Here is a 17,407-nt window from a genome sequence, read left to right on the forward strand (position 1 = left end):
TTGCCGTGGCCGCGTGCCTGATGTTTGCCACCGAGGAATACGCGCTGCCGATCCTGCGGCCGCTGGCCGCCGCCGCGAAGGCGCGCGGGCAGGACGTGGGCTGGATCGTGCCGGACGCGGTGGCCGCGCAGCTGGTACCGGGTGAGCGACGCATCACCCGCCTGAAGGATGCGAAAGCGCTGCAGCCGGAGGCGGTGTATTGCGCCGCTAACTGGGTGTCGCCGCGCCTGCCCGGTATCAAGGTGCAGGTGTTCCATGGCTTCAACGCGGAGAAGCGCGAACCGGGCCGCGGGCACTTCGCCATCCGCGGATTCTTCGACCTCTACGCCACCCAAGGCCCGGCCACCACCCGGCCGTTCGAAGAACTCGCGAAGGAACACCGCTATTTCGCCGTGCGCGAAACCGGCTGGCCCAAGCTCGACCCGCTGTTCATCCAGCCGCCGCCCCCGCGCGACCCGGCAATCCCTGAGCGTGATGGCCGCCCGGTGGTGATGTATGCCTCCACCTTCAGCCACCGCCTCAGCGCCGCCCCAGGCATGGTCGAGCCGCTGCGCCGGATGATCGCGCGCGGTGACCGCCAGTGGCTGCTGACCCTGCACCCCAAGTGCAGCGAGGAACTCTTCGCCGCCTACCGCGGCCTGGAAGCGGATAACGCGCGCTTCTTCACCTCGGACAAGCTCATCGAACTCGAGCGCGCCGCCGACGTGCTGGTGTGCGATACCTCGTCGGTGATCCACGAGTTCGCGGTGATGCACAAGCCCGTCGTCACCATCGCCAACCGCGTGCCACACCCGTTCATGCTCGACGTGCCGACACCCGACGCCGTCGACGCCGCGATCGATCGCGCCCTCAGCCACCCGCCTGAACTGATGGCGGCGATCAAGGCCCACGCCGACCAGATCCATCCATCGCACGACGGCCACGCCAGCGAGCGCGTGCTCGATGCCGTCGCCGCGTACCAGCGCGACGAGTTCGGCGTGCTGGCGCGCAAACCGCTCAACCTCATCCGCCGCTACAAGGCCATGCGCGACCTGCCGCCCTTGTTGCCGGACGGTGCATGACGCCAGCCACGGGAGCCCACCATGCCCACCGCCACCGCACAGAACACCGGTAAAACCTTCGCCATCGAACGGATGCTCGCCGCACGCGATCGCTCGTGGGCCGCGTTGCGCGATATCGCCGCGCATATCGTGCCCGGCATGAGCGAGCCCGACGCGGCGGTGGTGGCCGGCGAACGCCTGGCGGCGGCCGGCATGCAGCGCATCTGGCATCCGAGCATCATTCGCTTCGGCGCGAACACGCTGAAGACGTTCCGCCAGAAGTCGGCGCCGGATACGGTGCTGGCGAGCAATGACCTTTTCTTCGTCGACCTGGGGCCCGTGTTCGAAGGCCACGAAGGTGACGTCGGCGACACCTTCGTCGTGGGCGACGACGCGACGATGCATGCCTGCGCCGATGCATCGCGCGAGTTGTTCCGCCGTGGCGAGGCGCGCTGGCGCGACGGCGTCACGGGCGTCGCGCTGTATGACTACGTCAGCGCGGAAGCCGAGGCGATGGGCTGGCGCCTGAACCATGCGACGAAGGGACACCGCGTGGGTGACTACCCGCATGCGGTACACAAGGCGGGAAATCTTGGCGATTTTGATGCCGCGCCGGTGCCCGGCCTGTGGATCCTGGAAATCCAGATCGCACATCCGACGCTGCCGATCGGCGCGTTCTACGAAGACCTGTTGATGGAGCGCCTGGCGTTCAGCGCGACAGGCGGGTAACCGAGAAGGCGACGACCAGCGCCGCGAAGGTCAGCGCGCCCAGCCAGTAGACGGCGCCCATGGCGGCGCCTTCGCCGGCCGTGGCGAACGCCCAGGCGCACGCAAGCGACACCCAGCCGGCGACTTTCAGGCCACGCGTCGTCTTGCGCGGCAGCGCTTTGCCCAGCACATCGCGCTGGTGGCGCGACATGCCCATGCTCAGGGCAGCGAACCCAGCCAGGGCGGCGAGGAGGCACAGGAGGATCATGCGAGGGCCACCTTCTTCCGGCGCATGCGCACGCCTTCCTTGCGGTGATGCACCTTCCACGCGCAGAAGCCGAGCAGCAGTGCGCAACCGATCATCGTGAGGTCGAAGCTGGCGAACACGAGGTCACCGGTGGCCAGGCTGGCAAACAGGCCGCGATGCGTCGTCACCAGGTTCACCACCGGCACGGCAAGGAAGCCGGCCGCGGCGACGGCGAAGGTTTCCACCCAGGCGCGTTTCACCGGGCGCACGCAGGCCACCAGGGCGAGCACGCCCCAGCCGATGAACAGGCTGTTGGCTTCCCACGCCGGACGCTGGTCCATCGCGAACGGCAGCAGCCGGTTGGCGAGGAAGTAGCAGGCGATGCCGAAAGGCAGGCCGGCGATGGTGGCGATGTTCAGCCGTTCGACCAGGCGGAAGCCAAAGTACGGGTGCTCGGGGTCGGGCAACTGCTGGCGACGCTTCGATGTCCACAAGACCAGGCCGGTGGCGACCATCGCGGTGCCGGCCAGCCCGCACAGGAAATACAGCCAGCGCAGCAGTGGTGGGGCGAAGCGGCCCGCATGCAGGCCGACCATCACGCTCTCGGTCTGCGCGGCGTTGCCGCGGACGGGCGGTGGGGTGCGCATCACGCCGGTGGCGGCGTCGAAGGTGAGCGTCTCGCCACGCGTGCCCATGTCTTCGCCGGTGCCGCGGGTGATTTTCACCACGGCGTTCGCGTCGCCCGGGATCGGGATGAACACGAAGCCGGGCTCGGCGCCGTGCCACGCCTCGCGCGCCTTGCGCAGCATGTCGCCCAGCGGGGCGATGGTGCCGGGCGTGCCCGAGCGCGTCGGCGGCGGTTCCACGCCCACGGCGTCGCGGTAGTACTCCGCCGGCTTGTCGTACGCGGCCGGGATACCCCAGGGCATGTATTGCGAGGCCAGCGTCACCAGCCCGGTGTACGTGATCATGAAGTGGAACGGCAGCGCGAACACGGCGCTGAGGTTGTGGCCGTCCAGCCACGAGCGCTGGCCCTTGCCGAAGCGTAGGGTGAAGAAGTCGGTGAAGATCTTCTTGTGGGTGATCACGCCGCTGACGATCGCCACCAGCATGAACATCGCGGCCAGGCCCACGATCCAGCGGCCCCACAGCACCGGCACGTAGTGCAGGTCGAAATGCAGGCGGTACAGCAGCCAGCCGCCGGTGGTTTCGCGCACCGCGACCTTGTGGCCGCGGCCATCCACCATGAAGGCATGGTCGCGCCACTGCAGGAAGGTTTCGCCTTTCTCCTTCCAGTAGCCCATGGTCGCGACCGAGCGGTGCGTCGGCAGCTGGATGGACCACTGCTCGGCGCCCTGCGCGTGCTGCTGCATGTAGGCCAGCGCGCCCTCGGCGCTGGCGATGCTGTCGCGCGGCCCGTGGATCTCCGGCTGCATCCAGCGGGTGATCTCATCCTGGAAGTACGCCGCCGTGCCCGTGGCGAACACCAGGAACAGGATCCAGCCCAGCAGCAGGCCAACCCAGGTGTGCAGCCAGCCCATCGACTTGCGCCACCCGCCCATCATGGCGCACCGCCATGCATCGACAGATAGAGAGCGAGCCCCATCGGCACGCAATAGGCCGTGGTCCAGAACCACACGCGGGTGGCGCGCGTGGCGCCGAACGCGAAGATCGCCACCAGCGCATACACCGCGAACGACGAAAGCATGCCGGTGATGACGGCATCGGCGCGGGCGATCGGCAGCCAGCGGGCGAGGCCTGCCGTGGTCAGCGCGGCGGCGACGTAACCGCCCGCAGCGGCCAGGACGACGCGCGACGCGACATCCAGGGCATGGGCGAGGCGCGTGGGGGACGCGCCGGTGGCGGTGGAACGGGGCATGGACTCTCTCGCGCGTAATAACCGCCAACGCGTGCCGTTCGCAAGATTGCACGAACGCGATGGCTGGGTGATCATCTTAATGAGATTCATTCGCAAATACGAGTCGGTGACGGCCTGCGAGCCCCCGCCTTCCGAGGGAAACCCCATGATCTTCAACAAAAAAATCCTCACGGCGTTCATTGCCGTGGCTCTCCTTCCCGGCTTAGTTTTGGCTGAGGACATCCCGGCCGAGGCCGACCAGGCCCAGGGCAAGCGCGACAAGGCCGTGCAGCTGGATGCCGTGAACGTCCAGGGCACCGCGGTGGATACCGGCTACGCCCGCAGCAACGCCTCGTCGGCGACCAAGACCGATACGCCGATCATCGAGACCCCGCAGGCCATCTCGGTGATTTCCAACACGCAGATGATCGACCAGGGCGTGCTCACCGTGCAGGATGCGCTGCGCTACTCGGCCGGCGTGCGAGCGGATGCGTATGGCGTGGACAGCCGCGGTGACGACGCCTTCCTGCGCGGCACCTCGTTCACCCAGTACCTCGACGGGCTGCGCCAGGCCTTCGGCTACTCCTACGCGCGAACCGAACCGTACTTCCTCGACCATCTGGAAATCGTCCGCGGCCCGTCGTCGGTGCTGTACGGCCAGGGCACCACGGGCGGCCTGATCGCGCTGACCTCGAAGCGCCCGCAGTTCGACGCATCGCACGAGGTGCAGGTGCAGGTGGGCAATAACGCCCGCAAGCAGGTGGCGTTCGATTTCACCGGGCCGATCGACGAGGCCAAGCACTGGGCGTATCGACTGATCGGCGTGTACCGCGATTCGAACTCGCAGATCGACCACGTGCCCGACGACCGCAAGGGCATCGCCCCGTCGATCACCTGGGCGTCGGATGAGAACACGCGCTGGACGTTGCTGGCCAACCTGCAGTTCGACCACAACGGCAGTTCGCTGAACTTCCTGCCCCACGAAGGCACCCTGCTGCCGAACCCGAACGGCCGCATCCCGACGCATCGCTTCGTCAGCGAGCCGGGCTTCGACCGTTACGACACGCAGCAGCGCTCGATCAGTTCGTTCTTCGAACACCGCTTCAACGATACGTGGAAGGTGGACGTGAACGTGCGTTACTCGCACGACGACGTCGACTACCGTTCGCTGTATCCGGACGTGTATTCGAATCCGTCGTATCCGTTCCTCGATGACAGCGCGCGCACCGTGGCACGTTACAGCTACGTCTCGATTAACCGCCACAAGCGCCTCGTGACCGACACGCACGCCGAAGCCGATGTTGACTTCCTCGGCATGCACCACCGCGTGCTGTTTGGCCTGGATGCCGGCCGTTCGCATACCGACAGCCGCCAGGGCAACGGCTACGACGCCGTGCCGTTCGATCTGTACGCGCCGGTGTATGGCAATGGCTTCGTCGCGCCGGCCATCTTCCCCATCGCCAACAGCCAGTCCAAACAGACCGGCCTGTACGTGCAGGACCAGATCAACTGGGGTGACCACTGGATCGGCACGGTGGGCCTGCGCCACGACCGCGCCACGCTGACCACGGGCGGCGACCGCTCGGTGGATAACGCCACCACGGCCCGCTACGGGCTGATGTATCGCTTCGACAGCGGCCTCGTGCCGTATGTGAGCTACACCGAATCCTTCCAGCCGCTGGATAGCCTGGACTTCTACAACCGTCCGTACGAGCCGCTGCGCGGCAAGCAGTACGAAGCGGGCCTGAAGTACCAGCCGACCGGCAGCCCGATGATGGTCACGGCCACGTATTACGACCTGCGCGAAGAAAACCGCCTCGCACCGGATCCGGCCAACCCGCTGAACCAGATCCAGGCCGGCCGTGCGCGTACGCGTGGGGTGGAAGTGGAAGGCTCCACGCGCATCGCCAACCACGTCGACGTCATCGGCACGTATACCTGGACGAAGGCACGCCCGGACGACGGCAGCATCGTGGCGGGCCTGCCGAAGAACCAGGCCTCGGCGTGGGCCGTGTACCACGTGAACGACGGTGACAGCGACGGCCTGAGCTTTGGCGCGGGCGTACGCTACATCGGCGTGAACTACGACGAGACGGGCACCCTGCGCGTGCCGAAGAAGACCCTGTTCGATGCGATGGTGGCGTGGACGCAGGGCCCGTGGCGATTCTCGGTGAATGCCGCGAACCTCACCGACCAGACCTACAGCGCGAGCTGCCTGGCCCGCGGTGACTGCTTCTACGGCCCGCGCCGCAGCCTCGTCGGCAGCGCCACTTACCGGTTCTGAGGATCCGGTCACGTGACGATCGGCGGATGGACATCCATCCGTCCGATCGGGTTACGATCCCCCTTTGCCTGTTTGGGTGGGGAGATCGTGATGGGGATTCGCAAGGCTTTGGGTTTCGCGCTGTTCGGCGCGCTGGTATCCACCGCAGCGCTGGCCGCACCGCCGCCGGGCCACGCGGGTAACCCCGTGTTCCCGGGCTGGTATGCCGACCCGGAAGCGGCGATCTTCGACGATACCTACTGGATCTACCCGACCACCTCGCTGGAATACGCGAAGCAGACCGGGTTCGACGCGTTCTCCTCGCCGGACCTGGTGCACTGGACGAAACATCCCAATGTGCTCGCCATGGCCGACGTCTCCTGGGCGAAGAAGGCCATGTGGGCACCGGCCGTGGTCAAGAACAACGGCAAGTACTACTTCTTCTTCGGCGCCAACGACATCCAGAGCGACAAGGAGCTCGGTGGCATCGGCGTGGCCGTGGCCGACAAGCCGGATGGCCCGTACAAGGACCTGCTGGGCAAGCCGCTGGTCGGCGCCTTCCATAATGGCGCGCAGCCGATCGACCAGTTTGCGTTCCACGACGACGACGGCACCTGGTACCTGATCTACGGTGGCTGGAAGCACGCCAATATCGTGAAACTGAAACCGGACTTCACCGGCGTGGAGCCGATGGCCGATGGCACGGTGTTCAAGGAAATCACCCCGGCGCCGGAGTACGTCGAAGGTCCGCTGATGTTCAAGCGCAACGGCAAGTACTACTTCATGTGGTCCGAAGGCGGCTGGACCGGCCCGGATTATTCGGTGGCCTACGCCATCGGTGATTCGCCCACCGGCCCGTTCAAGCGCATCGGCAGGATCCTGCAGCAGGATCCGAAAGTGGCGACCGGCGCCGGCCACCACTCCGTGTTCCATGTGGCCAAGGATGACAGCTGGTACATCGTCTACCACCGCCATCCCCTGGGCGACAAAGACGGCAACCACCGCGAGGTCTGCATCGAGAAGATGGTCTTCAACAAGGACGGGACGATCCAGCCGGTGACCATGACCTTCGATGGCGTGACCCCGAAGACCCTGCGTTAACCCCCCAGGTCGTCGATGATCTCGACATCAGGGAAGGCCTTGCGTACGCACTGCACGTAATCGCCTTCCTTGAGCGCCGAGAACGCCGTCTGGTAGCCCACCAGCTTGCAGCCCGGCGTCGTCGTCCAGTTGTTTTCCCAGTAGATGGGAAGGGCGGCAGCGCTGGCTTCGGTGAAGGCCTGCATGTTCCGGCAACCCAGCGTCTCGCCGTCATCCACCGGCACGCCCAGCGTGGCTGCAAAGGCACGGTAGTAGCTGATGCGATTGGCCGACGCCGCGTGTTCCGGGCCGGTACCGCCGCATTCCACGCCGCCGTTGATCACCATGGTAGTGACACCAAAGCCGGGCAGGCGGCCATCCGCTATGTCCGCCGCGTTCGGCTGCCACGTGCCGTCGATGATGTGGAGCATGGAAGGCTTGGGCGGCTGGGGGTAAACGTAGAAGAAGGTGGCGCTGGCGAGATTGAGCCAGGTATCGGCGACGCGCTCGGGTGCGTCGAGCAACACGTTCACATCGCCATACATGGCGTCGGAGAACGGCCCATAGTTGAAGTGATAGGACAGCTGCTTCGCGCCACGGCCGAAGTAGCTCTTGAATCGGCCGTCGGCCCAGCGGCCGCACGGCCACGCCTCGGTGGACCAGGTGGCGTGCCCGCATTCGCCGTTGTACGCATCGGATGCTTCGGTCATGCCCATCTCGCGGACGTAGTGCAGGCCCTGGCGGTACTCTTCTTCCGGACGCCATGATTCATGGGCGCCGGTTTCCTGGGCGAAGTGGGCGAACATCGTGGCGAGGGTCTTCCGGCAAAGCGCCTCTGCCTCCTGCGGCGTCGCCTGGTCGGCGCAGATCGCCGGAAACTTCGCGATGCTTTTCAGAAATCCCTCATACGTGTACTCCGGCGCACGCAGGACGAAGAGATGCTCGAAGCGCGCGGCGTCCAGGATGGTTTCCACGCGGCGCACATTGGCGGGGTTCTGCATACGGCCCGGCTGCACGGCCTCCACCGAAGCGTTATCCAGCGTGCGCAGGGAGCTGCGTACCGGGCCCATCATTGGGAATGCCGCGGCCAGTGCGGCTTCATCGGCGAGCAGCTTGCTCAGCCATGCCTTCGCCGGCTGTCCCGGTTCACCGGGATGACCCGGGTCGGGCGGCAGTGGTGGTTCACCCGGGCAGCCCGTCGGCGTGGCCGCCGCTACTTGCTCCCAGGAGGAGTCCCAGGGGTTTGCGGCGTTGGCCAGCTCGTCGGGCGTGTGCCCGGCGGCGGTCCACCACTTGGCGCGAAACACGTTTTCTTTCCAGCTGACCACACAGCCTGCCGGGTAGGCATGGGCCGGATCGTAGTCGAGGGCGTGGGCCGAAGGCGCCGCGGCGAGGGCGAACAGAAGCAGCGCGGGTAGCGCGGCCCGGCGACAAAAGACGTTCATGGAGCCTCCTTGCGATGTCGTTGGGATGTGCCTCGCGGCACCACGACAACCTAGCCCGGTGCTCCTCCCCGGCCTATTGGGGCAAGTCCTAAAAATGCGCCGGATATTGCGTACACCTGCGTGAAATTCCGTGATATTTCAATTCGCAAGGATTGGCTACAATGGACCCTGAGTGGGGCAAGCACTCGTGACAGGGCAACGGGCATGCGGTACGACAAGGGGCACAAGGAACAGACTCGGCAACGGATTGTCGAGGCGGCATCGGAACGGTTCCGGGCCGACGGTATTGATGCGGTGGGCGTCGTCAGCCTGATGGGTGACGTCGGCCTGACCCAGGGCGGGTTCTACAACCACTTTCCGTCGAAGGAAGACCTGGTGCGCGAATGCGTGGCCAGCGGCACCGCCGCGGCCACCCAGCGCATGGCCGATGGCGTCGCGGCATCACGCGGCGAGGGTTACCGCGCGCTGGTGAACAGCTATCTCTCGGCGGACCATCGCGACAACCCGGCCAGTGGTTGCGTGGCGGCATCGCTTTCCAGCGAGCTCGCGCGCCGGCCGGAAGAAACCCGCGTGGTCTTTACCGAAGGCGTGGATGGCATGGTCGAGCTGATTGCGTCGACGCTGCCGGACAGCGTGCGGGGCAAGCGCCGCCGCCTGCTGGCGACGGCCGTGTTGTCGTCCATGGTCGGCACGCTGTCGCTATCCCGCGCCGTGGCGGACGCCGGCATGTCCGACGAACTGCTGACGGTGGGCCGGCAGTCGGCGTTGGCGCTGATCGAAGCGGGCTGATTACTTCGCGGGAACCGGCGGCTTGCCCATGGCAGCCGTCTTTTCCGCGATCTTCGCCTTGATCGCCGGGATGGCGGCGAGCGCGGCGCGCTCGCCTTCAAGGATCGCGACATTCTTCTGGTCGAAATCGGTCGGCCCGATCTGGCCGACCTTCGGCCGGATGACGACATCGGCGCGGCCGAGCTCCTGTTCCGCCAGCTTGCGGCCCATGATCGTGATCGACTGGCCGACGATGCCCACCATGTTGGCCGGGTTGTTGCCGTCGGGCCGCGCCGAGATATCCACGGCGATGACGATGTCCGCGCCCAGCTGGCGGGCCGCGTCCACGGGGACCGGGCTCACCACCCCGCCGTCGACGAAGTGCTTGCCGTTGATCTCCACCGGCTCGAACACGCCCGGGATGCTGCTCGATGCGCGTACCGCCTGGCCGGTATTGCCCTTGATGAAGACGGCACGCTCGCCGGTCTCCAGCACCGTGGCCACGGCGGCAAACGGCGTGTGCAGCTTCTCGATCGGCTGCTGCTTCACCAGCACGTTCACGTAATCCTGCAGGGCCTGGCCCTGGACCATGCCGCCGGAGAAGAAGCGCACGTCGCGGATGCGGCCTTCGTCCAGCGAGAAGGCCGTTTCCTGCAGCTGGAAGGCGTCCATGCCGCTGGCGTACAGGGCGCCGACCACGCTGCCTGCGCTGGTCCCCGAGACCACGTCCGGGTGGATGCCGCTGGCTTCGAGCATCTTGATGACGCCGATATGGGCAAAGCCCTTCGCCGCCCCGCCACCGAGGGCGAGGCCGATGCGCGGCTTCGCCGCCAGCACCGGCACGGCGGTGTCGGGGCGCTGGTCGGGTTTGACCGTGCCACCGCTGCCGAAGCAGCCGGTGAGCAGGGTGGCGGCCAGGAGTGGCAGCAGGCGGGGAAGGTGGCGGGACATCATGTCGTCGGGATCTCGGGCGGGCTTAGCCGCGGGTCTGGTCGGCTTCGAGGTGGTAGCGGGTGGCAATGTCGATGTCGTTCTTCGAGCCGAGGAACACCGGCACGCGCTGGTGCAGGCCGGTCGGCGCGATGTCCATGATCCGTTCGCGCCCGGTGGTGGCCGCGCCGCCCGCCTGCTCGATGATGAAGGCCATGGGGTTGGCTTCGTACATCAGGCGTAGCTTGCCGGTGCCACCCTTGGCGGTGATCTTCGCGTCCAGCGGATAGAAGAACACGCCGCCACGGGTAATGATCCGGTGCACGTCCGCCACCATCGATGCCACCCAGCGCATGTTGAAGTCACGGCCACGCGGGCCATCGGTGCCGGCCAGCAGTTCGCCAATGTAGCGCTGCATCGGGGCTTCCCAATGGCGCTGGTTGGACATATTGATGGCGAATTCGCTGGTCTCGGCCGGGATGGTGATGCCGCGGCGGCTGAGCACGAAGCTGCCGTGCTCGCGATCGAGGGTGAACTCGTGCACGCCGTGGCCGAAGGTGAGCACCAGCAGGGTGCTCGGGCCGTACACCACGTAGCCCGCGGCGACCTGGGCGGTGCCCGGCTGCAGGAAGTCTGTGGTGGTCGGCTCGGTCACGCCGTCCGGGCAGCGCAGCACCGAGAAGATGGTGCCCACCGAGACGTTGACGTCGATGTTCGAGGAGCCGTCCAGCGGATCGAACAGCAGCAGGTGGTGGCCCTTCGGGTACGCATCGGGGATCGGCTGCGGGTCTTCCATTTCTTCCGACGCGCAGGCCGCCAGGTGGCCGCCCCAGGCGTTGGCTTCGAGCAGGATCTCGTTGGAGATGACGTCGAGCTTCTTCTGCGCTTCGCCCTGCACGTTGTCCGAACCGGCATTGCCAAGCACGCCGCCGAGGGCGCCCTTGCCGGTGGCCACGGAGATGCGCTTGCAGGCGCGCGCCACCACTTCGATCAGCAGGCTTAGCTCGCTATAGACGTGTCCGTCGCGCTTCTCTTCGATCAGGAACTGAATCAGTGAAATCGGTTTCGTCATCACAAGGGCCCGGGCACGAAAGAACACATTGTCCGGGTGCCGGGTGAATGGCGCCAGAGGGGCCTGCTGACAGTACGTTGTCAGTAGCCCCCGCGCAGACTCTCCCTTACCGAATCGAACGGGGAGTGCACGCCATGAACCGCTTTCTTGACCGTATCGCCAGGCTTTACGCGCCCGTCGGCCAGCGCGGGCTGCTGATGGATGGCCAGTACCGCTTCGCACCGGAGCCGCCGCGGGGCAAGCGCAGCAAGGCCACGCCGACGCCACGCCGGGAGGCCTGGCGTCCCGGGCGTTACCTGGCACTGAAATAAAACACCCGATCGATTGACCAAGACGCGAGGGAAGAGAATGAACACCAGCCGCATCGTTTTCCACCATGGCCCGCAGAGCCGCTCCACCAGCACCCTGATGTTGCTGGAGGAGCTGGGCGCCCAGTACGACATGCACGTGCTCAACCTCGCCGCGGGCGAGCAGCGCCAGCCGGCGTACCTCCGGGTGAATCCGATGGGCAAGGTGCCGGCCATTTCGCACCATGGCCAGCTGGTGACCGAGCGCCCGGCGATCTTTACCTACCTCGCCGACCTGTTCCCGGAAGCGGGGCTGGCGCCGGGCCTGGGTGATCCGCTGCGCGGCCCCTACCTGCGCTGGCTGGCCTTCTACGGCTCGTGCTTCGAGCCCGCGGTGCTCGATCGCTACATGCAGAATGCCGTGCCGGCGGCGGGTACCTGCCCCTACGGCGACCACGACACCGTGCTTGGCCTGATCGAAAAGCAGCTCGAGGCCGGCCCGTGGCTGCTCGGCGATCGCTTCACCGCGGCGGACATCCTCTGGGCCAACGCCCTGGATTACACGATGTCGTTTGGGCTGGTGACGCGCCGGCCGGTGTTCGAGGCTTACGTCGCACGGCTCAAGGTACGCCCGGCGGTCCTGCGCGCGGCGGACCAGGACGAAGCGCTTGCGCGCGCCCAGCAGCGGGCCGTGGCCTGAGGACGTGGGCATGGCGCGGCGTGACTTCCATCGCTTCCCGCGCGCCGCGCGGACAGGGATGATGGGGCCATGCGCCGCGCCGACCGCCTGTTCCTCATCATCAACGCCCTGCGCGGGCGGCGCACCGCGCTGCCTGCGCGGCAGCTGGCCGAAACCCTGGAAGTCTCGCTGCGCACCGTCTATCGGGACGTGGCGGACCTCCAGCTCTCCGGCGTCCCCATCGAGGGCGAGGCCGGCGTCGGCTACCTGCTGCGCAAGGGCTCGGATATTCCCCCGCTGATGTTCTCCGCCGGCGAACTCGAAGCCCTGGTGGCCGGTACGCGCTTCGTGCGTGCCTTTGCCGGCGAACGCCTGGCGCGCGAGGCACAGGCCGCGCTGATCAAGATCGAGGCGGTGCTGCCACCGGACCTGCGCGAGCGCGCGGCGCAATCGAAAATCTTCGCACCCATCTGGCGCGACCCGGAGCAAAGCCGCATCGCCCGCCTGCTCGACACGCTGCACGACGCGGTGCTGCGCCGCCACGTGCTGTGCCTTGAGTACCGCGATGCGCAGGGCCGGGCGAGCACGCGCGAAGTCGAGCCACTGTGCCTGTCGTTCTGGGGTGGCGCCTGGACGCTGACCACGTGGTGCCGGCATCGCCAGGACTTCCGCAACTTCCGGCCGGACCGCATCGAATCCTGCCGCGAATCGGGCGAAACCTTCGAGGACGTGCCGGGCCGCGACCTGCAGACCTTCCTCGAAACCGTCCGCGGGTACTACGCCGGCCTCGAGTAACCGCCGCTTCCCGGTGGCAGGGATGACGTTTGCGGGGTGCGGGCCGTGGCGGGCAATGCGATCATCGGGGCTTTCCACGTCCCCCCCCCGGAAGCCGCATGACCCCCTGGATCCGCGCCATTGCCTTCGCCGGCCTCTTCGTCGGTACCGCCCACGCCAGCGAGACGGCGGACAACACCTTCAAGAGCATTTACGAGAAGGAATGGGCATGGCGTAACGGGCAGGCCGGGATCCTCACCTCCGGCGAAGCACAGCCGGGCGACGGCCGCCTGGATACCGTGGACGCCGCCAGTCAGGCGAAGCGCCTGGCCTACTGGAACGACGTGCTCGCACAGCTGGACCGGATCGACCCGACCCAGCTCAGCCCCGAAGCACGCGTGGACTACGCGGTGTACCACGAGCAGGTGTTCGACCTTGCCGCCGCGCAGCGCTTTGGCCAGTGGCAGATGCCGTTCAACAGCGACTCGGCGTTCTGGTCCGACGTCGGCTATGTGATGCATGGCGACGACCTGCGCACGCGCGAGGACTACCACGCTTACGTCGAGCGCCTGAAGCAGATCCCCTCGTGGATGGACCAGGAAATCGCCAACATGCGCCTGGGCCTGGCGCGTGGCTTCACCGTGCCGCGCGAAGTGCTCAAGGGCCGCGACGTCTCGATCGCCGCCGTGGCCGAGCTGAAGAACCCCGAGGACAGCGCGCTCTACGAGCCGTTCAAGCACATGCCCGCGACGATGCCGGCGAAGGACGCCGACGCGCTGCGCGCCGAGGCCCGCGCGGCCATCAGCAAGGGCGTGATCCCGGCGTACGGCAAGCTGCTCACCTTCTTCCGCAACGATTACCTGCCGAAGGCGCGCCCGACGCTGGCCGCCGAGGCGATGCCCGACGGCAAGGCCTGGTACCTGCAGCAGATCCGCGAATACACCACGCTGGAACTGACGCCGGACCAGATCCACGCCATCGGCCTGCGCGAAGTGGCGAGCCTGCACGCGCGCATGCTGGACGTCATGAAGGAAACCGGTTTCAAGGGCGATTTCCCGGCCTTCCTCGCCTTCCTGCGCACCGATCCGCAGTTCTATGCGAAGACGCCCGACGAACTGCTGATGCGCACCGCGTGGGTGGCCAAGCAGGTGGATGGCCAGCTGTCGAAGTACTTTGGCCTGCTGCCGCGCCAGCGCTTCGCGATCAAGCCGGTGCCGGCCGATATCGCGCCGTACTACACCTCCGGCCGCGGTGGCGCGGACGTCTATCTGGTGAACACCTACGACCTGCCGTCGCGCCCGCTGTTCAACATGCCGGCGCTGACCCTGCACGAGTCGATGCCCGGCCATGCGCTGCAGCTGGCGCTGTCGGCCGAGCAGAGCGGCCTGCCGGCGTTCCGCCGCGACGGCTACATCTCCGCGTATGGCGAGGGCTGGGCGCTGTATTCGGAGTACCTGGGCGAAGAGATGGGCATCTACCACACGCCCTACGAGCGCTTCGGCTACCTCACCTACCAGATGTGGCGCGCCTGCCGCCTGGTGGTCGACACCGGCATCCACCACCTCGGCTGGACCCGCCAGCAGGCGATCGACTACCTCACCGAGAACACGGCGCTGAGCCAGCGCGAGATCGCCAACGAAGTGGACCGCTACATCAGCTGGCCGGGCCAGGCGCTGTCGTACGAGCTGGGCTACCTGAAGATCCGCGAGCTGCGCGAACGGGCGGAGACCCAGCTGGGCGAGAAGTTCGACCTGCGCGCGTTCCACGACATGGTGCTGGCGCTGGGCAGCGTGCCGATGCCGGTGCTGGAGAGCCACGTCAATGAATGGATCGCCACCCGCAACGCTGGTTGAGTATCCACAGGTGGAGTATACTGTGTCTCAACTCCATAGGTGAAGTTGAGATGCATCACGCCATCCGAACCGAACCCACGCCGGCCGGCGACCTTGGTGGCCCGGCCCTCCGCGCCTTCTTCAGCCTGGCCGACCACTGGAAGCTGAAGGGGGCCGAGCAGCGCACCCTGCTGGGTGATCCGCCGGAGTCCACCTACTTCAAATGGAAGAAACAGCAGGATGGCGCGCCGTCGCGCGATGTCATCGAGCGGATCAGCTACCTGCTGGGGATCTGGAAAAACCTGCAGATCCTCTTCCCGGACACCGCCCAGGCCGACGCCTGGGTACGCAAACCCAACGACGCGGCCCTGTTTGGTGGCCGCTCGGCGCTGGACCGGATGCTTTCCGGCAATGTGGCCGACCTCTACGTCGTCCGCCAGTACCTGGACGCGCAGCGCGGCTGGAACGGATGAGCGCCGCGCCACCGCTCCGCCGGATCCGCTGGAGCCACGCCTACCGTATCGTTTCCAGCCGTTTTCCCCCCGTGGGCCTGTTCGACCGCATCGCCGACCCGGCGGACATCGACGCCGTGATGCAGATCGAATCGCTGACCAACCCGCGCCTGCGCGCCGAAATGGGCGCCCTGAGCCTGGTGCCGCCGGAACGGCGCATCGTGGGCCCGGGCAGCAGCCCGGTGATGGCGGCCTTCGCGCACATCTCCCCGGAAGGCAGCCGCTTCTCCGATGGCCACTGGGGCGTGTTCTACGCCGCGCACACCGTGGCCACCGCGATCGAGGAAACCGTGTTCCACCGCGAAGCCTTCATGGCGGCGACGAAGGAGCCACCCACGGATGTGCAGGTGCGCTGCTATCGCACCTCGATCTCCGGGCGTTTCCACGATATCCGTGGCGGCTGGGCCGCCGAGCACGACCCGGATTCCTACGCGGCGAGCGTCCGCCTGGCCCGCGAGCTGCGCGACGCGGGCTCCAACGGCATCGTCTACGACAGCGCCCGGCACGATGGCGGCGAGTGTGTGGCGGCGTTCTACCCGGACGTGGTCGCGCCCTGCGTGCAGGCCGAGCATTTCATCTACCGGTGGAACGGCACGCGCATCGCGGCGGTGCTCAAGGTGACCCCGGTGGAACGCGCCGGTTTGTCCCGAGCCCCCTAATCGGGTTACGGTCGGGAGGATGAAACGCCTGACGATCCTCCTCACCCTGCTGTTCCTCGCCTTCGGCGCCAGCGCCAAGGACAACGACCACGCCAAGTGGGAACCCGATATCCAGGCCTTCGAGGCGGCCGACAAGGCCAGCCCGCCGCCGCAGAACGCCGTGCTCTTCATCGGCAGCTCGTCGATCCGCTTCTGGAAAACGCTGGCGACCGACTTCCCTGGTTACAAAGTGATCAACCGCGGCTTCGGCGGCTCCGACCTGGACGACGCCACCGCCTTCGCCGACCGCATCGTCAAGCCGTACCACCCGGCGGCGATCGTGGTGTACGCCGGTGACAACGACCTGCAGGGCGGCGACACCCCCGAGCAGGTGCGCGACGACTTCACCGCGTTCGTGGCCAAGGTGCGCGAGTACCAGCCCAACGTGCCCATCGCCTTTATCTCCATCAAGCCCAGCGTGGCGCGGGTGAACCTGCTGCCGCAGATCGACCTGGCGAACCAGCTGGTACGCGACCAGGCGATGAAGGAAAAGGGCGTGGCGTTCCTCGACGTGGCCCCGGCGATGGTCGACGCGAACGGCAAGCCGAAGCCCGATCTCTTCATCGACGACGGCCTGCACATGAATCTGAAGGGGTATGCGCTGTGGGTCGCGCAGGTGGGCCCCTGGCTGGTCGACCACGCGACGGCCGCCCAAGTTAAACAGAGCCCAAACGCAGCCCCGAAGTAGTACGGGAACTTCACGGCTCCGCCCTTATCTAAGTATGTGATCGCCGAGAGGCGACCTGTTGGCAAGCGGCGGTTCCATTGTCCGATTGTCCCGGGTCCCGCTATTTCCCCTGATAGCCTGGACCCGACGCGACCCCGGTAGCTCCTCCCCTGGCTGCCGGGGTTTTTATTGCCCGGAGCTTTTACAAGGCAACAAAAAAACGGGCCGGCTTGCGCCGACCCGTTGTCGCTTGCTCCATGTTCCCAGGGAATTAAGCGCGCATCCGTCCCGCGTAAGGGCGGATCGAGGTGTCGAAAGCGCGCCAGACACCGTCGTTCCCTTCGATATTCAGGCAGATATCCGAACCGGCACGGCTCGCCTCGATCCGGCGGGCCTCATTGAGTGCACATTCCAGCGCGTCGTCGCGCGAGCAGAATTCGCCGTACTCGGCTTCATTCTTCTGCAGCAACCAAAGCCCGGGGCCAACTGACTCAAACGGAATATCGAAGACAACCACGCTGCACCTGCCCTGTGTGACCTGTATGGC

General features: G+C 66.7%; 19 protein-coding genes. 12 read left to right on the top strand and 7 right to left on the bottom strand.

What is annotated here, in order from left to right; all coding sequences use genetic code 11:
• Window positions 1-5 precede the first annotated feature (5 nt).
• Together FIV34_RS00580 and FIV34_RS00585 are read left to right on the top strand one after the other, a co-directional pair.
• On the top strand, window positions 6-1,061 hold the full coding sequence (locus tag FIV34_RS00580) for a CDP-glycerol glycerophosphotransferase family protein (protein ID WP_170207479.1): 1,056 nt from the start codon (window positions 6-8) through the stop codon (window positions 1,059-1,061).
• Between the two features lie 21 nt (window positions 1,062-1,082).
• Entirely contained in the window at window positions 1,083-1,769 is a 687-nt protein-coding gene (locus FIV34_RS00585) for a M24 family metallopeptidase (RefSeq protein ID WP_139978632.1), read from the top strand.
• On the opposite strand, the gene FIV34_RS00590 is transcribed toward FIV34_RS00585, so the two are convergent.
• From FIV34_RS00590 to FIV34_RS00600, 3 genes are read right to left on the bottom strand one after another with little or no spacing between them, the layout of a single operon-like run.
• Window positions 1,750-2,016: a DUF3325 domain-containing protein gene (locus FIV34_RS00590; protein WP_139978634.1), complete on the bottom strand. Its 267-nt coding sequence runs from the start codon at window positions 2,014-2,016 to the stop codon at window positions 1,750-1,752. The two genes, FIV34_RS00585 and FIV34_RS00590, sit on opposite strands and share 20 nt — an antisense overlap.
• Window positions 2,013-3,560: a PepSY-associated TM helix domain-containing protein gene (locus FIV34_RS00595; protein WP_139978636.1), complete on the bottom strand. Its 1,548-nt coding sequence runs from the start codon at window positions 3,558-3,560 to the stop codon at window positions 2,013-2,015. The genes FIV34_RS00590 and FIV34_RS00595 overlap by 4 nt, the downstream gene beginning before the upstream one ends.
• Complete coding sequence (locus FIV34_RS00600; RefSeq protein WP_139978638.1) at window positions 3,557-3,874, bottom strand: hypothetical protein; 318 nt, start codon at window positions 3,872-3,874, stop codon at window positions 3,557-3,559. Before FIV34_RS00600 ends, FIV34_RS00595 begins: the two co-directional genes overlap by 4 nt.
• A gap of 145 nt (window positions 3,875-4,019) precedes the next feature.
• On the opposite strand from FIV34_RS00600, the gene FIV34_RS00605 reads away from it, so the two are divergent.
• Entirely contained in the window at window positions 4,020-6,137 is a 2,118-nt protein-coding gene (locus FIV34_RS00605; protein ID WP_170207480.1) for a TonB-dependent siderophore receptor, read from the top strand.
• A gap of 90 nt (window positions 6,138-6,227) precedes the next feature.
• Window positions 6,228-7,217 carry a glycoside hydrolase family 43 protein gene (locus FIV34_RS00610; RefSeq protein ID WP_139978643.1) on the top strand — a complete coding sequence of 330 codons (990 nt, stop codon included), beginning with the start codon at window positions 6,228-6,230 and terminating at the stop codon, window positions 7,215-7,217.
• On the opposite strand, the gene FIV34_RS00615 is transcribed toward FIV34_RS00610, so the two are convergent.
• On the bottom strand, window positions 7,214-8,641 hold the full coding sequence (locus tag FIV34_RS00615) for a glycoside hydrolase family 19 protein (protein ID WP_139978645.1): 1,428 nt from the start codon (window positions 8,639-8,641) through the stop codon (window positions 7,214-7,216). The genes FIV34_RS00610 and FIV34_RS00615 overlap by 4 nt on opposite strands.
• 204 nt (window positions 8,642-8,845) lie before the next feature.
• Here FIV34_RS00615 and FIV34_RS00620 point away from each other — a divergent pair, with 204 nt between their 5' ends.
• Entirely contained in the window at window positions 8,846-9,430 is a 585-nt protein-coding gene (locus tag FIV34_RS00620; RefSeq protein WP_139978647.1) for a TetR/AcrR family transcriptional regulator, read from the top strand.
• Here FIV34_RS00620 and FIV34_RS00625 read toward each other — a convergent pair whose 3' ends face one another.
• Together FIV34_RS00625 and FIV34_RS00630 are read right to left on the bottom strand one after the other, a co-directional pair.
• Window positions 9,431-10,363 (bottom strand): patatin-like phospholipase family protein, encoded by a 933-nt coding sequence (locus FIV34_RS00625; protein ID WP_139978649.1) that lies wholly within the window; start codon window positions 10,361-10,363, stop codon window positions 9,431-9,433.
• Between the two features lie 22 nt (window positions 10,364-10,385).
• Entirely contained in the window at window positions 10,386-11,411 is a 1,026-nt protein-coding gene (locus FIV34_RS00630) for a class 1 fructose-bisphosphatase (protein ID WP_139978651.1), read from the bottom strand.
• 134 nt (window positions 11,412-11,545) lie between these two features.
• Here FIV34_RS00630 and FIV34_RS20890 point away from each other — a divergent pair, with 134 nt between their 5' ends.
• The 7 genes from FIV34_RS20890 (at window position 11,546) to FIV34_RS00660 (ending at window position 16,881) form a co-directional block, all read left to right on the top strand.
• A complete protein-coding gene (locus FIV34_RS20890) occupies window positions 11,546-11,722 on the top strand; it encodes a hypothetical protein (protein ID WP_170207481.1) in 177 nt (58 codons plus the stop codon).
• Window positions 11,723-11,759: 37 nt separating this feature from the next.
• On the top strand, window positions 11,760-12,398 hold the full coding sequence (locus tag FIV34_RS00635; protein WP_139978653.1) for a glutathione S-transferase family protein: 639 nt from the start codon (window positions 11,760-11,762) through the stop codon (window positions 12,396-12,398).
• A 69-nt stretch (window positions 12,399-12,467) separates the two neighbouring features.
• Complete coding sequence (locus tag FIV34_RS00640; protein ID WP_139978655.1) at window positions 12,468-13,172, top strand: helix-turn-helix transcriptional regulator; 705 nt, start codon at window positions 12,468-12,470, stop codon at window positions 13,170-13,172.
• A gap of 98 nt (window positions 13,173-13,270) precedes the next feature.
• Window positions 13,271-15,004 carry a DUF885 domain-containing protein gene (locus FIV34_RS00645; protein ID WP_139978658.1) on the top strand — a complete coding sequence of 578 codons (1,734 nt, stop codon included), beginning with the start codon at window positions 13,271-13,273 and terminating at the stop codon, window positions 15,002-15,004.
• A gap of 50 nt (window positions 15,005-15,054) precedes the next feature.
• On the top strand, window positions 15,055-15,456 hold the full coding sequence (locus tag FIV34_RS00650; RefSeq protein WP_139978660.1) for an MbcA/ParS/Xre antitoxin family protein: 402 nt from the start codon (window positions 15,055-15,057) through the stop codon (window positions 15,454-15,456).
• The gene (locus FIV34_RS00655) at window positions 15,453-16,154 is read left to right on the top strand and encodes an RES family NAD+ phosphorylase (RefSeq protein WP_139978662.1); all 702 of its coding nucleotides are present in this window, start codon (window positions 15,453-15,455) and stop codon (window positions 16,152-16,154) included. Before FIV34_RS00650 ends, FIV34_RS00655 begins: the two co-directional genes overlap by 4 nt.
• Before the next feature lie 19 nt (window positions 16,155-16,173).
• Window positions 16,174-16,881: an SGNH/GDSL hydrolase family protein gene (locus FIV34_RS00660; RefSeq protein WP_139978664.1), complete on the top strand. Its 708-nt coding sequence runs from the start codon at window positions 16,174-16,176 to the stop codon at window positions 16,879-16,881.
• 250 nt (window positions 16,882-17,131) lie between these two features.
• On the opposite strand, the gene FIV34_RS00665 is transcribed toward FIV34_RS00660, so the two are convergent.
• Window positions 17,132-17,377 (bottom strand): hypothetical protein, encoded by a 246-nt coding sequence (locus FIV34_RS00665; RefSeq protein WP_139978666.1) that lies wholly within the window; start codon window positions 17,375-17,377, stop codon window positions 17,132-17,134.
• Window positions 17,378-17,407 lie beyond the last annotated feature (30 nt).

The organism is Luteibacter pinisoli (genome assembly GCF_006385595.1).
GTDB classification, from domain to species: domain Bacteria; phylum Pseudomonadota; class Gammaproteobacteria; order Xanthomonadales; family Rhodanobacteraceae; genus Luteibacter; species Luteibacter pinisoli.